The 19,115-nt window shown below is 62.6% G+C and carries 13 protein-coding genes and 1 pseudogene; 4 read left to right on the forward strand and 10 right to left on the reverse strand.

Features of this window, described 5'->3' with window-relative positions; translation table 11 throughout:
• Positions 1-155: 155 nt before the first annotated feature.
• Positions 156-1,805 (reverse strand): MFS transporter, encoded by a 1,650-nt coding sequence (locus ACEK02_RS02805; RefSeq protein WP_371420294.1) that lies wholly within the window; start codon positions 1,803-1,805, stop codon positions 156-158.
• Positions 1,806-2,204: 399 nt separating this feature from the next.
• Here ACEK02_RS02805 and ACEK02_RS02810 point away from each other — a divergent pair, with 399 nt between their 5' ends.
• The gene (locus tag ACEK02_RS02810) at positions 2,205-2,882 is read left to right on the forward strand and encodes a response regulator (protein WP_371420282.1); all 678 of its coding nucleotides are present in this window, start codon (positions 2,205-2,207) and stop codon (positions 2,880-2,882) included.
• 5 nt (positions 2,883-2,887) lie between these two features.
• Here ACEK02_RS02810 and ACEK02_RS02815 read toward each other — a convergent pair whose 3' ends face one another.
• The 7 genes from ACEK02_RS02815 to ACEK02_RS02845 form a co-directional block, all read right to left on the reverse strand.
• Positions 2,888-6,406, reverse strand: coding sequence for a NahK/ErcS family hybrid sensor histidine kinase/response regulator (locus ACEK02_RS02815; protein WP_371420283.1), 3,519 nt, complete (start codon positions 6,404-6,406; stop codon positions 2,888-2,890).
• A gap of 113 nt (positions 6,407-6,519) precedes the next feature.
• Positions 6,520-6,849: a GlpM family protein gene (locus tag ACEK02_RS02820; RefSeq protein WP_371420284.1), complete on the reverse strand. Its 330-nt coding sequence runs from the start codon at positions 6,847-6,849 to the stop codon at positions 6,520-6,522.
• Positions 6,850-7,024: 175 nt separating this feature from the next.
• Complete coding sequence (gene hemA, locus ACEK02_RS02825) at positions 7,025-8,254, reverse strand: 5-aminolevulinate synthase (RefSeq protein WP_371420285.1); 1,230 nt, start codon at positions 8,252-8,254, stop codon at positions 7,025-7,027.
• Between the two features lie 161 nt (positions 8,255-8,415).
• Complete coding sequence (locus ACEK02_RS02830) at positions 8,416-9,495, reverse strand: MBL fold metallo-hydrolase (RefSeq protein WP_371420286.1); 1,080 nt, start codon at positions 9,493-9,495, stop codon at positions 8,416-8,418.
• Between the two features lie 87 nt (positions 9,496-9,582).
• Positions 9,583-10,635 carry a biotin synthase BioB gene (bioB, locus tag ACEK02_RS02835; RefSeq protein ID WP_371420287.1) on the reverse strand — a complete coding sequence of 351 codons (1,053 nt, stop codon included), beginning with the start codon at positions 10,633-10,635 and terminating at the stop codon, positions 9,583-9,585.
• Between the two features lie 119 nt (positions 10,636-10,754).
• Positions 10,755-12,902 carry a methyl-accepting chemotaxis protein gene (locus tag ACEK02_RS02840; RefSeq protein ID WP_371420288.1) on the reverse strand — a complete coding sequence of 716 codons (2,148 nt, stop codon included), beginning with the start codon at positions 12,900-12,902 and terminating at the stop codon, positions 10,755-10,757.
• Positions 12,903-13,093: 191 nt separating this feature from the next.
• Entirely contained in the window at positions 13,094-13,795 is a 702-nt protein-coding gene (locus ACEK02_RS02845; protein ID WP_371420289.1) for an outer membrane protein, read from the reverse strand.
• A gap of 453 nt (positions 13,796-14,248) precedes the next feature.
• Between ACEK02_RS02845 and ACEK02_RS02850 the strand changes: the two genes are divergently transcribed.
• Positions 14,249-14,674, forward strand: a complete 426-nt coding sequence (locus tag ACEK02_RS02850) for a hypothetical protein (RefSeq protein WP_371420290.1) — start codon at positions 14,249-14,251, stop codon at positions 14,672-14,674.
• A 60-nt stretch (positions 14,675-14,734) separates the two neighbouring features.
• Here ACEK02_RS02850 and ACEK02_RS02855 read toward each other — a convergent pair whose 3' ends face one another.
• Positions 14,735-16,603: a dihydroxy-acid dehydratase gene (locus ACEK02_RS02855; RefSeq protein ID WP_371420291.1), complete on the reverse strand. Its 1,869-nt coding sequence runs from the start codon at positions 16,601-16,603 to the stop codon at positions 14,735-14,737.
• Positions 16,604-16,958: 355 nt separating this feature from the next.
• Between ACEK02_RS02855 and greA the strand changes: the two genes are divergently transcribed.
• Positions 16,959-17,441, forward strand: a complete 483-nt coding sequence (gene greA / locus ACEK02_RS02860) for a transcription elongation factor GreA (protein WP_371420292.1) — start codon at positions 16,959-16,961, stop codon at positions 17,439-17,441.
• A gap of 90 nt (positions 17,442-17,531) precedes the next feature.
• Here greA and ACEK02_RS02865 read toward each other — a convergent pair whose 3' ends face one another.
• Positions 17,532-18,590 (reverse strand): ketopantoate reductase family protein, encoded by a 1,059-nt coding sequence (locus tag ACEK02_RS02865; protein WP_371420293.1) that lies wholly within the window; start codon positions 18,588-18,590, stop codon positions 17,532-17,534.
• 233 nt (positions 18,591-18,823) lie between these two features.
• On the opposite strand from ACEK02_RS02865, the pseudogene ACEK02_RS02870 reads away from it, so the two are divergent.
• Positions 18,824-19,063, forward strand: a pseudogene (locus ACEK02_RS02870) (tripartite tricarboxylate transporter substrate binding protein); the annotation flags it as partial.
• Between the last annotated feature and the right edge of the window lie 52 nt (positions 19,064-19,115).

Below are 19,115 nucleotides of genomic sequence, written 5' to 3' on the forward strand. Positions count from 1 at the left end.
AAAACTACTTTGCCAACGCCGGATACGCTTCAATAAAAACGTGAAACGCTCTAGGGAATGATCCAGATCCATGCCGAAAAAAACCGGCCGCGGATTGCTCCGCGGCCGGTTTGTTATTGTCGCTTCAGCCGGCAGCCTGGGCTGCCGGTGCGCGATCAGTTCGCGCCGATATCGACGTCCTTGGTTTCCGGCAGGAAGAAGATGCCGATCACCACGGTGATTGCCGCGAAGATGACGGGATACCAGAGGCCGGCATAGATATCGCCGGTCGAAGCCACGATGGCGAAGGCGGTCGCCGGGAGAAGTCCGCCGAACCAGCCGTTGCCGATGTGGTAGGGCAGCGACATCGACGTGTAGCGGATCTTGGTCGGGAACAGTTCGACCAGCATCGCCGCGATCGGTCCGTAGACCATGGTCACGAACAGCACCAGGACGAACAGCAGTCCGATCACCGCCGCAACCTGCGGACGGAAGATGTCGAAGGGGTGCGCCATCTTCACGATCTGCGCGTCGCCCGCCTTGGGATAGCCCGCCGCCTGAACCGCTGCGAGAACCTGCGGGTTCGACGCAGCCGCGGTGTAGGGCACATCCTTGCCGTTGACGACGACCTTCACGCCCGAGCCTGCTGCACCATAGGAGGTCGAGTATTTGACCGATGATGAGGCGAGATAGGCGCGGGCCGTGTCGCAAGGCGTGGAGAACACGCGGGTGCCGACCGGGTTGAACAGATCGCCGCACAGAGCGGGATCTGAAACGACTTCCACCTTCACGCTCTCGATCGCCTTTTCCAGCGTCGGGTTGGCGTTGGTGGTGATCATCCGGAAGATCGGGAAGAAGGTCAGCGCCGCGATCAGGCAGCCTGCCAGAATGATCGGCTTGCGGCCGATCTTGTCGGACAGGGCGCCCCAGAACACGAAGAAGCCGGTGCCGAGCAGCAGCGACCACGCGATCAGGAGGTTCGCGGTGTAGCCGTCGACCTTGAGGATCGATTGCATGAAGAACAGTGCGTAGAACTGGCCGGTGTACCAGACGACGCCCTGGCCCATCACGCCGCCGAGCAGGGCGATCAGCACGATCTTGGCATTGTTCCAGTTGCCGAAAGCTTCAGTCAGCGGGGCCTTGGAGCCCTTGCCTTCGTCCTTCATCTTCTGGAACACGGGCGATTCATTCAGCCGCAGACGGATCCAGACGGAAACGCCGAGCAGCACCACTGACACCAGGAATGGCACGCGCCAGCCCCAGGCGGCGAATTCGGGTTCGCCGAGAATCGTACGGGTGAACAGGATCACCAGCAGCGACAGAAACAGGCCGAGCGTCGCGGTGGTCTGAATGAACGATGTGTAGTAGCCGCGCTTGCCGGGCGGCGAATGCTCCGCCACGTAGGTCGCCGCACCGCCATACTCGCCGCCGAGCGCAAGGCCCTGCAGCAGGCGCAGGCCGATCAGGATGATCGGAGCCGCGATGCCGATGGTCGCTGCGTTGGGCAGGATGCCGACGATGAAGGTCGACAGGCCCATGATGAGGATGGTGACGAGGAATGTGTACTTGCGGCCGACGATGTCGCCGACGCGTCCGAACACGATGGCGCCAAACGGACGAACGATGAAGCCCGCGGCGAAGGCCAGCAGTGCGAAGATGTCGCGCGTGGCCTGATTGAACATCGGCAGTTTGGTGGCGGGATCGATCACGCCGAAGAATTGTGCGCCGATGATGCCGGCCAGCGAGCCGAACAGGTAGAAGTCGTACCACTCGAAAACAGTGCCGAGCGATGACGCGAAGATGACGAAGCGTTCGTCCTTCGTCATCCCTTGGGCTTTCGCCGATGTTGCTGCGATGGTGGACATGTTTGAATCGCTCCCCGAATCCGTTGCAAAATTTATTGTGGCTTCTCGCTCGCTGCGCCGAACGTCGGTCGGCTCAATGCAGAGAACTTCGATGCAAAAGGTAGCATTGCGGAGAAATGCGACCCAATACGACTTTAGGCCGTGCGCAAGGGGGCTGTGCGCAGACGCCGCAGTAACGCAAATGCGCTGGCGAACATGCGTATTGCGTCGCACAATGGTCCGCGTTCACCAATTTACCGCGTAGCAGTATTGGGTGCTTGCAAGACGTTGTCGCGCGGGAGACACTTGTGGCGAAATGCGCTTTTGCGCGTCGCCTCAACGCGGTCGCTGGTTTGCCGCAAGATTTTTGCATGGATTTTGATGACCGTTATCGCTCCCTCGCGCCTCATTATTGCCGACGATCATCCGTTGTTCCGCGGTGCATTGCGGCAGGCGGTCAGTAGCGTGCTGCCGACCACCACGGTCGATGAAACCGGTACGTTCGAGGATCTGACCAAACTGCTGGAACAGAATTCCGACGTCGATCTGATCTTGCTCGATCTGTCGATGCCGGGGATATCAGGGTTCTCCGGACTGATTTACCTCCGTGCGCAATACCCCGCGATCCCGGTGGTCATCGTATCGGCCAGCGACGATGTCGGCACGATACGGCAATCGCTGGACTTCGGCGCGTCAGGCTTCATTCCGAAGCGGTTCGGCGTCGATACGTTGCGCGATGCCATCGTGAAGGTGATGGATGGCGACGTCTGGGTTCCGCCGGATGTCGATATGTCCGCCGCAGCCGATCCGGAAATGAGCAAGCTGCGCGATCGGCTGGTGACACTGACGCCGCAGCAGGTCCGCGTGCTGATGATGCTGTCGCAAGGACTGCTCAACAAGCAGATTGCCTATGAGCTTGGCGTGTCCGAGGCGACCATCAAGGCGCATGTCTCGGCGATTCTGCAGAAGCTCGGCGTCGAGAGCCGCACCCAGGCCGTGATAGCTGCCGCGAAGATCGCCGGCGGCCAGTGGCGTCAGGGCGAGCAGGCCCCGCAATAATCGGACTATTCCGCCGCGATCATCTGCTGCGTGCGCCACTGCCCGAGCAGTGCGCGCAGCGACGCCGGCTTCACCGGCTTGTTCAGCACCGCGATCTTGTCCTGTCGGGCAGCGGATTGCACATGCGGGCTGCGGTCTGCGGTGATCAGGATGGCCGGGATGTCCTTGCCGAAACGGTTGCGGATTTCCCGGATCGCGGCGACGCCGTTGCCGCGGTCGAGATGATAATCGACCAGCAAGCCCGTGAGACGGCGGCCTGACCCCTGGATTTCGGCAATGGCATTCATCGCGGCTTCCGGATCGGGGACCGCGACGACCTCGGCTCCCCAGGCTTGCAGCAGCGTCTTCATGCCGTCGAGGATCGCCGCGTCGTTCTCGATGCAGACGACGAGCGTGCCCGACATCGGCGACTTCGACAGTGGCGTCGCGCTGGTAACCGCGGTGGTGTGATTTATCGCCTTGGCGACGGGCACCGTCACCGAGAAGAACGAGCCGCCGCTACGATTGGAATCCAGCGCGATGCCGTGATTGAGCACATGCGCGAGGCGCTTGACGATCGACAGGCCGAGTCCGAGGCCGCGCGCGATCCGCGCGCCCTGTTCGAGCCGGTGAAATTCCTTGAAGATCTCGCCGCGCTTGAGAATCGGAATGCCAACGCCGGTATCGTAGATGCCGATCTGCAAGGCCTTGCCGCGGCGCCGGCAGCCGACCAGCACGCGGCCATGCGGCGTGTATTTGATCGCGTTCGAGATCAGGTTCTGCAGCAGGCGCCGCAGCATCAGGCGGTCGGATTCGACCGGCAGCGAGCACGGCACGAAAGTAAGCTTGACGCCGCGGGCACGCGCAATCGGGGCATATTCGATCTCGAGCGAGCGCATCAGGTCGCCGATACGGAAGCTCGAAATCGCGGGGCTCATGGCGCCTGCATCCAGGCGCGAGATGTCGAGCAGGGCGCCGAGGATTTCCTCGATGGCCTCCAGCGAGTCGTCGATATTCTCGACCAGCCGCGCGTCCTCGCCGCCACTCTTTCGTTCGACCAGGCTGGTGACATAGAGACGGGCGGCATTGAGCGGCTGCAGAATGTCGTGGCTGGCGGCGGCCAGAAAGCGGGTCTTGGAGATGTTGGCGTCTTCCGCGGTGCTCTTGGCGAGCGCCAGTTCGGAGTTCAGTCGCGTGAGTTCTTCGGTGCGGTCGCGGACGCGCTTTTCCAGCGTGGCATTGGCGCGCTCCAGCGCTTCTGCTGCCTCGAAGCTGGGCGTGACGTCGGAGAAGGTGAGCACGAGCCCGCCATCCGGCATCTTGTTGGTGCGCACCTCGATGACGATCTGGCGGTCCTGGAGACGCTCCAGATAGGGCTCGCCCTCGGTCGTGTAGGCAGCCAGCCGCGCCTGGGTCAGTGTTTCGTTGTCGCCGTAAGGCGATGCGCTCTGGATACCGATGAACTCCAGAATCTCGCGAAGGGGAATACCGATCTGGACGATCTGCGGCGGCAGGCCGAGCAGCTCACCGAACTGCCGGTTCGAGACGATGAGCTGCAGGTCAGGATTGAAGACCGCGATGCCTTGGCGGACGTGGTTGAGTGCGGTCTGCAGGATCTCGCGATTGAAATGCAGCGCCGCATGGGAATCGTCGAGCAGTTTCAGGGCAGCCTTGGCCGAGACCGTGCGCTTGCGCAGCAGCAGCGACATCACCATGCGGGATGAAGCTGCGCCGATCGATGAAGCGATCAGATATTCTGCATGCTGCAGCAGTTCGAAATCCGCCGGCGCAGCCGGATCGAGATCGACACGGCGACGCGTGGCGAACGCATCGAAGGATTCACGCGCGCGGTCCGGGCCGAGATATTGGGTGACGGTGCTGAGGATATCCTGCACCGTCACCGTGGTCCGCCAGCGCCGGAATGCCGGTGTGATCGGCGCCAGCGTGTTCGGCACAAAAACATCGGCCTGCAGTCGTTCGATCGACGACGGCGCCCGCATCAGCGAGAGCACGATATAGGTCAGGATATTGAGCGACAGACTCCACAGAGTGCCGTGCAGGAGCGGCGGCAGCTCGGTGCCGAGCAGGTCCTGCGGCCGCAACGCCTCGATACCGAACGGGCCGTGCTGCAGGAACAGGACACCCGCGGTGCTGCCTTCCAGAAAGCTCGGGATGAACAGCGTATAGGCCCAGACGATGAAGCCGACCACCATGCCACCCATGGCGCCGCGGGCAGTGGCGCGTCGCCAGATCAGCCCGCCGAAGAAAGCCGGAGCGAGTTGTGCGATGGCGGCAAATGACAGCAGGCCGATGGCGGCCAGTTGCGTATTGCCGAGCGCGCGAAAATAGAAATAGGCCATCACCATGATGGCGAAGATCGAGAAGCGCCTTGCCTTCAGCAGGAAGTTGCCGAAGTCGGTCCGCTCATTCTGCGTCTGCGGTCCGCGCCGCAAGACCAGAGGCAACACGATGTCGTTGGACACCATGATGGCCAGCGCAACGCATTCGACGATCACCATCGCGGTGGCGGCCGACAAACCACCGATGAACACCGCCATGCTGAGCGCGTCGGAGCCGGCCTCGATGGGCAGCGCCAGCACATACATGTCGTTGTCGACGGCGCCGAACGGAAAGGTCACGAGGCCGGCAAGGGCGATCGGAATCACGAACAGGTTGATGGCGATCAGATAGGTGGGAAATATCCAGCGCGCGCGGCTTACTTCGGAGTCGCTGGAATTCTCGACGACGCTGACATGGAACTGCCGGGGCAGCAGCACGATGGCGCAGAACGACAGCAGCACCATCGTGAGGAAATTGCCGAATGACGGCACATAGTTGATGGCGCGCATCGCCTCGGGTGTCTTCATTGCGCGCTCGAACAGCTCCGAGGGGCCGAACATCCAGAATGTCACGAAGGCGCCGGCGGTGATGAACACGACCAGCTTGATGATGGATTCGGTGGCCACGGCGAGCATCAGGCCGTGCTGATGCTCGGTCGCATTGGTCTGCCTTGTGCCGAACAGCACGGCAAACATCGCCATTGCGAGCGTTACGACCAGTGCCATGTCGCCGACAATGGGAACGCCGGCAATGGCCTTGTCGTCGCCGAGGATGGTTTCCAGCGAGGACGCCACGGCCTTCAATTGAAGCGCGATATAGGGCACCGAACCGATGATGGCGATGACCGCGACGGTGGCGGCGACGGCCTGGCTCTTGCCGTAACGTGCGGCGATGAAGTCGGCGATCGAAGTGATGTTCTGGGTCTTGGCGAGATGGATCACGCGCCGCAGCACGGACGAGAAGAAGGCAAAGAACAGGATCGGGCCGACATAGATGGCGAGGAAATCCACGCTGGTCCGGCTGGCCACGCCGACCGAGCCGAAGAACGTCCATGAGGTGCAATAGATCGCCAGCGACAGGGGATAGATGACCGCTTTGGCGCGGCCGCTCTGGAACAGCGCGATCCGGTCGCCATAGCTGGCGACGCAAAACAGAAATCCGATGTAGCTGAGGGCGGCAACAATCACGCCCCAGTCGTGCAGCATCGTGCGTGCTCCCTTTGGCGGCCCGAAGCCCGTCCGTCGGGCGAAAATCTAGCCCGTTGCGCCGGTGCAGGCGACAGGGATTTGGCCGGATGCCAGGGAATGCCGGATCGTCGTTAAATCCAGCGCGGGCCGAAAAACGCGACCAGGATGATGAACAGCCACGCGGTCACGCCGGCCAGCAAAGCGAGGCGGTAATCGAACGTGCCGACCGTGAGGTAGCAGATGCCGAGAAAAGCGAGATAGGCAGGGATGGTCCTGGCCCCGGCCATGCAGGCTTCCCGGAAGCCTGCGCTGTCGCCTTTGGCGCCGACGATGAGCAGCGCAATGATCGCGAAGGTCGGAAACAGCGGCAGAATGCCGGGCAGCGTGTTGCCCCGTTTGGACAGCCAGGCAATCAGGGCGGTGAGCAGTCCGCCGAGAATGCCCTTCCAGATGATGTCCACGATGGATCGCCTTTGTTTCACCCTCCCCTGAAGGGGGAGGGTCGATGGGCGCAAAGCGCACATCGGGGTGGGGTGAAGCCGCAGGCGATGGCGTGTGTGGTTTCACCCCGCCCCGTCTCGCGCATCACGCTTCGCGTGATGTTCGCCGACCCTCCCCCTCCAGGGAGGGTAAGGATTACTCCGCCGCCAGCGCCTTGGTGCGCAGCGGCAGGCCGAGCTCATCCCACACCTGCAGTAGCGATTCTGCGAGGTGGTCGATCAGCACGTCGTCGTGATAGGGCGACGGCGTGATGCGCAGGCGCTCGGCGCCCTTGGCGACGGTCGGGTAGTTGATCGGCTGGATGTAGATGCCGTGATCTTCAAGCAGCAGATCGCAGGCCTTCTTGCAGAGCTCGGCATCGCCGACGAAGACCGGCACGATATGGGTGTCGGTGGACATCACGGGAATGCCGGCGGCGGTGAGAATGGCCTTGAGCCGCGCGGCGCGATCCTGGTGACGCTCGCGCTCCCAGTTCGAGCTCTTCAGGTGCTTGATCGCCGCGGTCGCTGCCGAACAGATCGCCGGCGGCAGCGCGGTGGTGAAGATAAAGCCCGGCGCATAGGACCGCACGGCATCGACGATGTCCTTGCTGGCGGCGATATAGCCACCGAGGCAGCCAAAGGCTTTGGCGAGCGTGCCTTCGAGCACGTCGATGCGATGCATCACGCCGTCGCGCTCGGCAATGCCGCCGCCGCGCGGGCCGTACATGCCGACGGCATGGACCTCGTCCACATAGGTCATGGCGCCATAGCGTTCGGCGAGATCGCAGATCGCAGCCAGCGGGGCGACGTCGCCGTCCATCGAATACAGGCTCTCGCAGGCGATCAGCTTCGGCCGCGCGGGATCGGCGGCCTTCAGCAGTTCCTCGAGATGCGCGACATCGTTATGGCGGAATACGACGCGGTCGCAGCCGGCCTGCCGGATGCCTTCGATCATCGAATTGTGGTTGAGCGCGTCTGACAGGATCAGGCAATTCGGCATCAGCTTGGCGAGCGTTGAAATGCCGGTCTGGTTCGACACATAGCCCGAGGTGAACAGCAGCGCGGCCTGCTTGCCATGGAGGTCAGCGAGTTCTTCCTCGAGCTGCACCAGCGGATGATGGGTGCCTGCGATGTTGCGGGTGCCGCCGGCGCCGGTGCCGACACGGGTCGCCGTCTCGACCATGGCGCCGACCACTTTCGGATGCTGGCCCATGCCGAGATAGTCGTTGGAGCACCAGATCACGACATTCCGCGGGCCTTGCGGCGCGTGCCATACGGCATGCGGGAACCGACCGGCAATGCGCTCGAGATCGGCGAAGACGCGATAGCGGCGCTCGTCATGCAAACGATTGAGCGCGTCACTGAAGAACTTGCTGTAATCCATCGCAAAAGACCCAAAACGGAACCCGAACCCTGCGTCAGGTTGCGTTTTAGAGCTTTTCCAGCTTGGCTGTCGAGGCGCAATTGGTCAATTTGACCACCTGCCGTGGCTTTTGATGTGCATCAAGAGCCTGAGGGCATTCACGAATTTTGCTGCGCTGCAGGTTACGTCGCCGTGAACCGCAGCATGCCGTCGGCGCCCAGTGTCGAGGTGAGCCGCTTCTGCGCCAGCATGTGATTGACGTGGGCAATCAATTCGCCGGCGGCAAATCCGGTCTGATGGGCGTCCAGCTTGTGCTTGTGAAACACCACCGGCACCAGTTGGGCGGATGTCTTGCCGGTGTTCTTGCACGCGGCGGCGATCATCTGGCAGCGTTCTTCGTGATGGTCGGCGAGCTGCTTGATGCGGATCTTGAGGCCGTGAAACGGCACGCCGTGACCGGGCAGCACAAGCACATCGTCGGGCAGCGTATCGGCGAGACGCTTCAGCGAGCGCAGATAGGAGCCGAGTGAATTTTCGTCGGGCTCATGCGCCCAGACGCTGACATTCGGCGAGATCTTGCTGAGCACCTGATCGGCTGACAGGAACAGCTTCTCGGCTTCGCAATACAGCATCACCTGATCCGGTGAATGGCCGGCGCCGGTGAGCACACGGAAGGTGCGCGTGCCGATCACGAGATCGTCGCCATCGGACAGCCGGCGATAGGCGGCCGGCAGCGGCACCGTCTTCTTCAGATACTCCTGGCCGCGGCCGAGCAATTGCTCGGTGATATCTGCATCCATGCCGTGGCGATGGAAGAACTGCCGCATATTGACGACGCGCTCTTCGGTGCGGCGGTTCTGGTGATAGACGCCCTGCAGATATTCGACCTGCGACATATAGAAGGGGCAGTCGAACCGCTGCACCATCCAGCCGGCCTGGCCGACATGATCGGGATGCGCGTGGGTGACGATCACCTTGCTGATGGGTTTGCCTTTCAGCGGACCTTCGAACAGCTTCGTCCATGCAGCGATGGTCGCGTCATTGCCGATGCCGGTATCCACCATGGCCCAGCCGTCACCGTCGGCGAGCAGATAGATGTTCACGTGGTTGAGGCGGAATGGCAGGTCGAGCCGGATCCAGAGAACGCCCGGGGCGATTTCGACCACCTGATCGGTCCCGGGATGGTTTTCCCAGGGATAGCGGAGGTCCGTACCTGAAAAGGCTTGGGCTGGCTTTGTGCTGGCGTCTGGTTTCGAATGCATCGGTTCTGTCACAATGTCCTTTTCATCCGGCTTAGCGGGCCAAGGACCCCTGCGCCAGCACAAATTCGGCTGGCGCAGGGCATGGGTTTATGCGCTGGCGCGCATATCGGCCTGAGCCGAAGCGGTATTTGGCAGAGCTGGCGTGTTCTTTCCGCTCACCTCGTCGAGCCGCGAGGTCATGCCGAGCCGGTCCAGCAGGTTGGCGTCACGATCGGTCTGCGGGTTCTTCGTGGTCAGCAGCACGTCGCCGATGAAGATCGAATTGGCACCGGCGACAAAGCACAGCGCCTGCAATTCATCGGTCATATATTGCCGTCCGGCGGAAAGCCGCACCACGCTCTTCGGCATCATGATACGCGCCACGGCAATCATGCGGACCAGCGCGATCGGATCCGGGCGCTTGGCGGTGTCGTTGACCGGCACGCCCTTTACCTCGTTCCACATATTGATCGGCACGCTGTCCGGATGATGCGGCAGGTTCGCCAGCAGCATCAGCATGCCCAGACGATCCTCGACCTGCTCGCCCATGCCAATGATACCGCCGCAACAGGTCTTGAGGCCGGCATGGCGCGCCCGCGCCAATGTCTCGATGCGATCTTCCATCGTGCGCGTGGTGATGATCTTGCCGTAGAATTCCGGCGAGGTGTCGACATTGTGATTGTAGAAATCGAGACCGGCGTCCTGCAGGCGTTTGGCCTGATCTTCCGTGAGCATGCCCAGCGTCGCGCAGGTCTCGAGGCCGAGATCCTTCACCGCGCTGACCATGTCGCAGACGCGGTCGAGATCCTTGTCCTTGGGGTTGCGCCAGGCCGCCGCCATGCAGAAACGGCTCGCACCGGCATCCTTGGCGCGCTGCGCCGTGGCAACCACGGCGTCGCGATCCATCAGTTTGGTTGCCTTGACGTCGGTGTTGTAGTGGGCGCTCTGCGAGCAGTAACCGCAGTCTTCCGCGCAGCCGCCGGTCTTGATGCTGAGCAGGCTCGCGGTTTCGACGTGATTCGGATCGAAATTGCTGCGGTGGATGCTCTGCGCCTGGAAAATCAGGTCCGCAAACGGCAAGTCATACAGGGCCTGGGCTTCATGACGCTGCCAGTCGTGGCGCGGTTCAGTCGACGTCCATGCATTGGTTGATGGGGGCATTCACGCAATCCTTATAACCTGCGCAGCCGCCGATCATGGGCTGCTGCGAAAGCAGTCCATGATTTTGAGGGTCGGAGCAATAACGCTGGCCGGGTGCAGCCATGCGCTGGATTGTCGCCTTAGGCCGCGCGGATGCTCGACAGGAATTCGTCGATTTCACCGCGAAGAACGTCGGCCTCGCGGCGCAGTTCACCCGAGGCGCCGAGCACGTCGTTGGCAGCCGTGCCGGCCTGCGTCGATGCATCGCTGACGCCGATGATGTTGCTCGACACTTCGCTGGTGCCGCCGGCAGCGTGCTGGATGTTGCGCGCGATCTCGCGCGTCGCCGCACCCTGTTGTTCGACGGCCGTGGCGATGGCAGCGCTCACATTGTTGATCTCGGCGATGGTCTGCCCGATGTTGCGGATCGCACCGACGGCGGTGGAGGTGACCTGCTGCATCGAGACGATCTGCGTGCGAATCTCGTCGGTGGCCTTTGCCGTCTGATCGGCAAGGCTCTTCACTTCCGATGCCACCACGGCGAAGCCACGGCCTGCATCGCCGGCGCGTGCAGCCTCGATGGTCGCATTGAGCGCCAGGAGGTTGGTCTGCGAGGCAATGGTCTGGATCAGATCGATCACCACGCTGATGCGGTTGGCGTTATCGGCCAGGCCCTGCATCGTTGCGTCGGTCTCGCCGGCCTCGCTGACGGCCTTTGCGGCAATTTCAGCAGATGTGACGACCTGGCGGCTGATCTCGTTGATCGACGACGACAGCTGTTCGGTCCCGGCCGACACCGTCTGGACGTTCACCGAGGTTTCCTCCGCGGCTGACGCCACGGCGCTGACCAGTACGCTGGAGCGATCGGCGGAGGCCGACATGCTCTGCGCGGTCGATTGCATGGAATCGGCCGAGGTCTGCAGCTTCTCCAAAGCGGTGCGGACCTTGCTCTCGAAGTCGACGATGCGGGCTTCGATGCGCGAGGTGCGTTCGCCCTTGGCGATACGGTCCTGATCCTGCTCCGCGCTGAGCGTGCGCGCGTTGATCATGCTGTCGCGGAACACTTCGAGCGTGCCCGCCATCGCCGCGATTTCATCCTGCTGGCGGCTGCGGGCGATCTCGGTGTCGAGATCGCCGCTGGACAGCCGTTGCATCGCGCGCTGCAATTGCGCGAGGCGGCGCAGAATGCTGCGGCCGACATAGAGCCAGACGAACAGTGCCGATCCGATCAGCGTCAGCGCGCCGAGGCCGAGCATCACCTGCGTGGCCAGCGTGATTGTCGTCTGTGCCTGCGTCGTGGCGGCGTCGGTTTCGCTGCGCACCTTGTCGACCAGTTGCTTGACACTCATACCGAGGCCGAGATTGAGCTTGCGCGTCTCGTCGAGGATGAGTTCGCCGTATTCGACAGTGTCTATCTCTTTCTGGCGCACCTTGAAGACGCTGTTCTTGCCGTTGCCCAAAGCGAGTAGCTGTTCGGCGGCCTTGCGCAGATCCGGGATGCTGCTGATGGCGCCGTCGAGGGCGATGAGATTTCCCTGCACGCGTTCCTGCGCTGTCTTGAAACTCTCCTCGATGGGGGAGAGTGCGTCACCGGTACCGGCGGACAAGGCGGCCATCAGGTCGGAGGAGATCAGGTTGGTGTCGGCGACCACGCTGCCGATCTGCACGATGATGCGGGAGGCTTCGCCGGCATCCTCGGCGGAGAACACGACGGCACGCAGGGTGGCGTCCATGCCGCCCTGTGCGTCGGTAATCGCCGGGGCGGCCTTCCTGACAAAGTTATCCGCGGCGGCGCGGATGGCGTTGTAGAGCTTCTCGTGCTGGACGGCGGCGTCGATCTTTTCCTGCGTCGCGGCGCCCAGACTGCGGATCGTGTCCTCGATATTCTTCACGCTCTCGCCGAGCGCGGTGACCACTGCCTTGTCGGCGCCGAGCCGGGTGATGGCTTCGAGCTTCTCCGTCGCCACCTTGTGGGTGTCGCGCATGCGCTGCGTGCGCTCTTTCAGAATGTCGGCGGTGGAGGAGGCGAGTAGCATCGGGCCCTGGCTGGCGAGGCTTTCGCTGGCAGTGGCGAGTTCAAGGCTGGCGGTCAGTTTCGGAATGGCCCGGCCGTTCAGGTCCGTCATCATGCCGCCGAGCTGACCGAGAATCATGCCGGCGCCTGCACTGATGAGGATCGCCATGCCTGCGATAACCGCAAAGGCGGCGAACAGGTTGCCGCGGATGCCCCAACGGAGCCGCGAGAAACGAAATCGTCCAAATTTTCCGATGAATGACGTCAGTGCCATTGATTCCCCCCGCGTCCACCGTCCTGGTGGCGGATCGCGCAGAGAGTATTTCAGTACCGGGTTAACATTCGGGTAAACCGGCAACCCCGGGGCTGTCGCAGGGCTTATGAGGTTACCAAGGGGTAAAACGAAAAAGGCCGGCGTTTCCGCCGGCCTTTCCGTAGTTAAGAGCCTGAAATCAGGCGCGAAGCTCAGTACTTCGCGACGACCGGGCCACCCCAGTTGAAGTGGTAGTTCAGGCCAGCCTTGACCGTGTGCTGTTCGCTGGTCGCCGAAACGGCGATCGGAGCAAGCGTGGTCTTGCCGAAGTTGTAGTACTGATACTCGATGTTGCCCGACCAGTTCTGGGTGAACAGGTATTCCAGGCCACCACCGACGGTGTAACCATCCGAGCTGCCGTTGACGGCAACTGCGGTGCCGGCCGGGCCGACGAGCGTACGGCTGCGATCCGAGAAAGCGTAACCGCCCTTGGCGTACAGCATCGCCGGACCCCAGGTGTAGCCGAGACGGCCGGTCACCGAGCCGAGGCCCTTCAGGTTGCTGCTGTACGTGTAGGCCGGGAAGCCGTTGACGAGAGCGGTGTTGCCGCTGTTCGAGGTCCAGTCGTACTGGGCTTCGACGCCGAACACCCAGTTCGGAGCGAACTGCCAGTTGTAGCCGCCCTGCAGGCCGCCCATGAACTTGCCACCGTTGTTACCGCCGGTGAAGCCGTTGCCGCCGCCGAAGGCGCCGCCAACGTTGCCGCCGATGTAGAAACCGGTCCAGTTGTAGATCGGGGCGGCAACGTAAGCCGGAGCCTTGGTGTAGGGACGAGCGGCGAGGTCAGCGGCCATTGCCGGAACCGAAGCGCCCAGAGCGATGAGGGCAACGGTGCCCATCAGGAAGTTCTTCATTTTCTTGTTCTCCAGAAAACCGTTTTAGAGCGAGAGCGCCTTCGCTCCGTCTATGGCGTGGACTTAGACAGCTTTTGCGTAAAATGCTGTCACCCATTCGCCACAGCAATCGACAACCCGACACGATCCGGATTGGCGCGGCGACATGCTTATCGACGGCTTAATGAAAGCTGAAAGATGCCTTAATCTGCAGGGGTTTAGCGGACCAAAATACCTGCTCGCCTAACCCGCAGCAGTTTGGTTTTGCTCCAGATCGCATTATTGTGATCACCTGAACCACAGCGCTCCGTCTGCGTCGGCTGCAGCTTCTCGCGTCACGTTCGGAACGCCTCAAAAACGCGATGCAAACGCCGGCAACAAGCCGGCCCATCTGACATTGGAAACAAAAAACGCGCGACCCGTTAAATGTTTGCGCGGTGCCCGTCGGCGCCTCCGTGAATGGAATCGCGTTGCATGCAGGTTGAGCGGGTTTTACGTGAATACGGCCACTTCCTTCGGCCGATGAGTGAGGCGCCACGCGACGGTCAGCGGATCCTTGGCCACTCTGCCCAGGGCGGCCATCTCATTTCCTGTTACTGGGAGTTGCACCCCCAAGGCCTGATCGGGCCGAACTGGGTGGAGGAGCGCGATAGCCGCATCGGTTATATCGACCGCTATTTCGACGGCTGGATCAGACCCAGCGAATTCAGGCTGCTTGATCCGATCGCCATCAACCGGTTGCTCGTCGCCTATATCGATGATGCGCGCGCCGCCGATAACCGGGAGGCGCTCGCAATGCTCGAAACGGGAGAGGGGGCGGATATCCGTCCAGCCGCCTTGGGACAGCCGATGGAGGATGAAAAGAAATCGCTCGGCGACCACGGGAAGCGGAAACCGTAGTGCGGATCAGCGGGCCGGGAGCCTCGCAGCAAACCCGGCCCTGACCGCCAATCCGCAGGTCTAGAACGCCTTGTTGGCTTCCGGCCGGTGCTTGTTCTTCGGCGTAAACCCTGAGCGCGTGGCTTCGCGCGGATAGCGCACCCAGACCTCGCGATTCGGATGCAGGCCGGCGCCGCGGGTGGCGGGCACGGCGCTCGTGCGCGCGCGATGCAACAGGCGCGTGTCGGCGTCGCCGCAATTCGGATGGATGCCGCCATTGTCGGCGACCACCTTGTCCCACGCCGCCTTGCGCTGCTTGTAGACCGCGGGATCCCTGAGCTGCGTGCAGTTGAGTTCGTTGACATTGAGATCGGCAACGATCTCGTCACCATCCTCGATCAGCGCGATGGCGCCGCCGAGCGCGGCTTCGGGGCCGACATGGCCGATGACAAGGCCGACCGAACCGCCGGAGAACCGCGCATCGGTCATCAGTCCCACCACGATATTTCGCTCGCGGCACAAAGTGGTGATGCGCGAGGTCGGATCGAGCATTTCCGGCATGCCGGGCGCGCCGACCGGGCCGTCGTAGCGCACGATGACCATGTCGTGGTTCTGGAAACGCTCCGGGTGCTTGTCGAGCGCCGCGAGCAGGCCGCGCTCGCCCTCAAACACGCGCGCGGTGCCGCGGAACAGATTGTCCTCGAGGCCGCCCTCGACGCCGGCGAGCTTGAGGATCGCGGAGAATTCCGGCGACAGGTTGCCGCCGAGCACGCGCAGGCCGCCGGTCGGCTTGTAGGGCTTGGCAACCGTGTAGACCACCTTGCCGTCAGCCGGCCTGGTTTCGAGGCGCTTGATCTGCTGGGCCAGTGTCTCGCCGGTGCAGGTCATGACGTCGCCATTGATCAGGCCGGCTTCCATCAGCTCGCGGACGATCACCTGCACGCCGCCGACGGCATCGATGTCCACCATCGAATATTTGCCATAGGGGCGGGCGTCGGTGAGCACCGGCACGATGTATTGCGACAGATAGTTGAACTCTGCCGGTGTCATGATGTCTTTCCAGAAGTCGGCGAAGCCGGCGGCGCGCGCGATCTCCGGCGCGTGCAGCGTGACGTTCGTCGAACCGCCGATCGCCATAGAGACGATGACGGCATTGCGGATCGAGTCACGGCTCACGATATCGCGCGGCTTCAGGCCCTTGGCGATCATCTGGGCGAGATATTCGACCAGTTGCTCCGGGAATTCCTTGAGGCGGCGCGGATCGTCGGACGGCGGCGCCACCATGTGCAGCGGCTGCATGCCGACCACGCCGATGAAGGTCTGCATGGTGTTGTAGGTGAAGACGCCGCCGCAGCTGCCGATGCCCGGGCAGGCGTGGCAGGCGATGTGATGGCGATATTCGGCGTCCGGATTGCCGGCGACCTGATAGGCGCTGACGATGTCCAGCTTCTCGCCGGTCTTCGGATCCTCGCCCGGATGGATCGATCCGTCCGACATGATGATCGCCGGTTCGTTGTGCTCAAGCAGCGCGGCCAGCGTACCGACCGGTGGCTTGTCGCAGGCGACGACGGCAATCGTACCGGCAAGGCCGGTGGCGCTCAGATGCTCGGAGAGCGCATCGTTGGTCACCTCGCGGCCGATCAGCGAATAGCGCATCTCGCGCGTGCCGTTGCGGATGCCGTCCGAGGTCGCGATGGTATATTCCGGTTGCACCAGGCGCAGCGGCAGCTGGCCCTCGCCGCGGCCGATCCGGCGCTTCAGGCTTTCATGGATCGCGTCCACCTTGGACATCACGCCCATATAGCACTGGCTGTCGCCCTTGGTGCCGACCACGCCCACCGACGGCTCATGGATGAGCGTTTCATCGGTGCCGAGCACGCGCGCAATCCCGATGGTCTGCGCGGAGCGGCCTGGGTGATTGTCAATGGTCACGACGGGCGATTTGGTCACAGCGAGTTCCTTCCAGCGGCAGCTCTTTTTATCGACTCTATATGGGATGCGTCTTTGACAATCAGTCAGAGCATCCGGTTCGGGGCGCATCGGTTGGATGCTGTGCAGGCGCTACGGCATCCTGACCGACGCCCCGGTTGGCGCGCCCCGTGCATAACTCCCTCACATCGCAAACACAATCGGATTGCCCCCTCCGCTGGAACAGGGCTGCCTTGTCGCCGTCCGGTGCCGCAAAGCAGCAAATAAGGAGGCGGGGGCGTTTACGCGGCCGCCCTGCTATGCATGGTTTTGACAAACAGATGGGGTAATCGCCCCTGACGCCGTCAAGGCGCGATGCGCCGATAGGGAGTTCAGATTGAGCGTTGCCTTCACCAAGGAAGAAAGTGCCGAAACGGCTGCGGAAACCCAGTTGCCCGATCGCCCTGTTTCGCCTCACCCCAACCTGGTGACGGAGGCCGGTTTGAAGGCGCTGGAGGCGCAGCTTCAGGCGGCGCGCGAGGCGTATGATGCTGCAAACCTGATCGACGACGTGAACGAGCGGCGGCGTCAGGCGGCGATCCCCCTGCGGGACATGCGCTATTTCGCGGCCCGCCTGCGTACGGCCCAGCTCATGCCGGCGCCGACATCAACCGACATCGTTGCCTTCGGGAGCACGGTGACCTTCAGCCGCAGCGACGGACGGGTGCAGACCTATCGGATCGTGGGCGAGGACGAGGCGGACCCCAAAGCCGGTTCGATTTCCTTCGTATCCCCGGTGGCGAAGTCGCTGATGGGCAAGTCGGTCGGCGATGTCGTCGGTACGGGTGCTCAGGAGCTCGAGATCATGGCCATCGCGTGACCTGCGCATGACCTCCCTGGCGGAAGCTTCGCGGCTGATGCCAACCGCGAAGCCGATGTCCGTCTTGTTACAAAGTGTCGGACCAGCGCACTAAATTCCTGCGCCGGACTCCAGCCGCTCGTTGAGCTTCTGGTCGACCACCTCGACCGTGCGGTCGATATTCGCATTGGTCATGCCGAGCTGATGCGAAATCAGCTTCACCAGCAGATCGACCCGCTCGATGAAGGGGGCACCGGCTGCGACTGCGCGCGCCGCCGATGACGGCTTGAGCAGGCTCTCTGCCGCCTTGGCGTATTTGGCGAAGGGCACCTGATCCTGCGGGTCGGCGCCGAGACGCCGCGCCACGGCATCCACATGCTCGTAAATCGACTGCGACACTTTCAGGTCGCCGTGAACGGCATCGCGGATCGACTGCGGTTCCTCCGGCGTGATGCAGCGATAGTTGCCGGTCAGGAGCATCGACCACTTCGCCAGCGGCACGAACAGCGAGTCGAATACTTTCAGCTTCACCGGCACGTCCTGGCCGTCGAGCTTCACTGCGTCGATATCCGCTTCGAGCTCGCGCAGCAGCTTGTTGTGAGCCGGATCGGCAAAGGCCGATGCCTTGAAATTCGTCGGCAGTCCCACGTGAAGGACATTCGCCGCTTCTTCCGGCGGCCGGAAGGCCTGCGGATCGGGCGAGCACAGCGTCACCAGGCCCGGCTCGAAGCGCTCCCATACCTGGGCATTGGTATAGGCCTCTTCGAGGCTCATGTCGGCCAGCCCCGGAATGCGCTTGAGATAGGGCAGCGGCGGCATGTTCATGATCGACAGACACGGCAGCTTTGCCGCGGCGATCTTGATCATCAGCACGCGGATCGTGTGATTGGTGTATTGCGGCTCCTGCATCGCAAGGCCGACCAGATCGTAGCGCGACAGGTCGACCTGATCCGGCGAGGTCGCATCGAGTTTGCCCGGCAGGTCGCGTGAGAAGATGGCGCGGTGGTTCGGCTCGTCGCGCAGCTTGATGCGCACTTCGGTGCCGTCGCGGTTGATGAGTTCTGCGGTCTTCTTGCGGCAGACGAGGGTCACGTTGTGACCGGCCATCAGCAGTTTCGTGGCCAGCAACGAGCCGTAGGACGCTCCGAGAATCAGAATATTTCGCGCCATAGTGTTTCGTCCCTCAAGTGATGTGTGCGCGCCAGATTCGAACGGTCCGGCATTTTTAGTTGGCGCGGACAGTAATGCACCGACGCGCTGCGATCCAGATGCCGCGTGCCGATACGTGCAGCCCCGCGGAGCTAAAAACGATTTGCTTTTCCGATGCGCCAATCTGTCCTGCCTATCGTCGTGGCGGATGGCGGGGCGATCAGTTACCGTCTCAAAAAACCAGGGAGGGAAACATGTCTGCGATCATCAATCGTCGTCACTTCATGGCTGCCGGCACTGCAGCCGCCGCCATGCCGTTCGTCGCGCGGGGGGCTTCGGCGCAAGCCGCGTGGCCGTCGCGGCAGATACGCATGATCTGCAGCTATCCGGCCGGCGGGCAGACCGATCTGCTGGCGCGGGCCTTCGGCGAATACATCTCCAAGCAGGTCGGCCAGACCGTCGTCATCGAAAACAAGGCCGGCGCATCCGGCGCACGATGATGTATTGCACCTTCGCCAGTATCTTCATCGCGCAGACCTATCATAT

It is taken from the genome of Tardiphaga sp. (assembly GCF_041424195.1).
Lineage (GTDB): Bacteria > Pseudomonadota > Alphaproteobacteria > Rhizobiales > Xanthobacteraceae > Tardiphaga.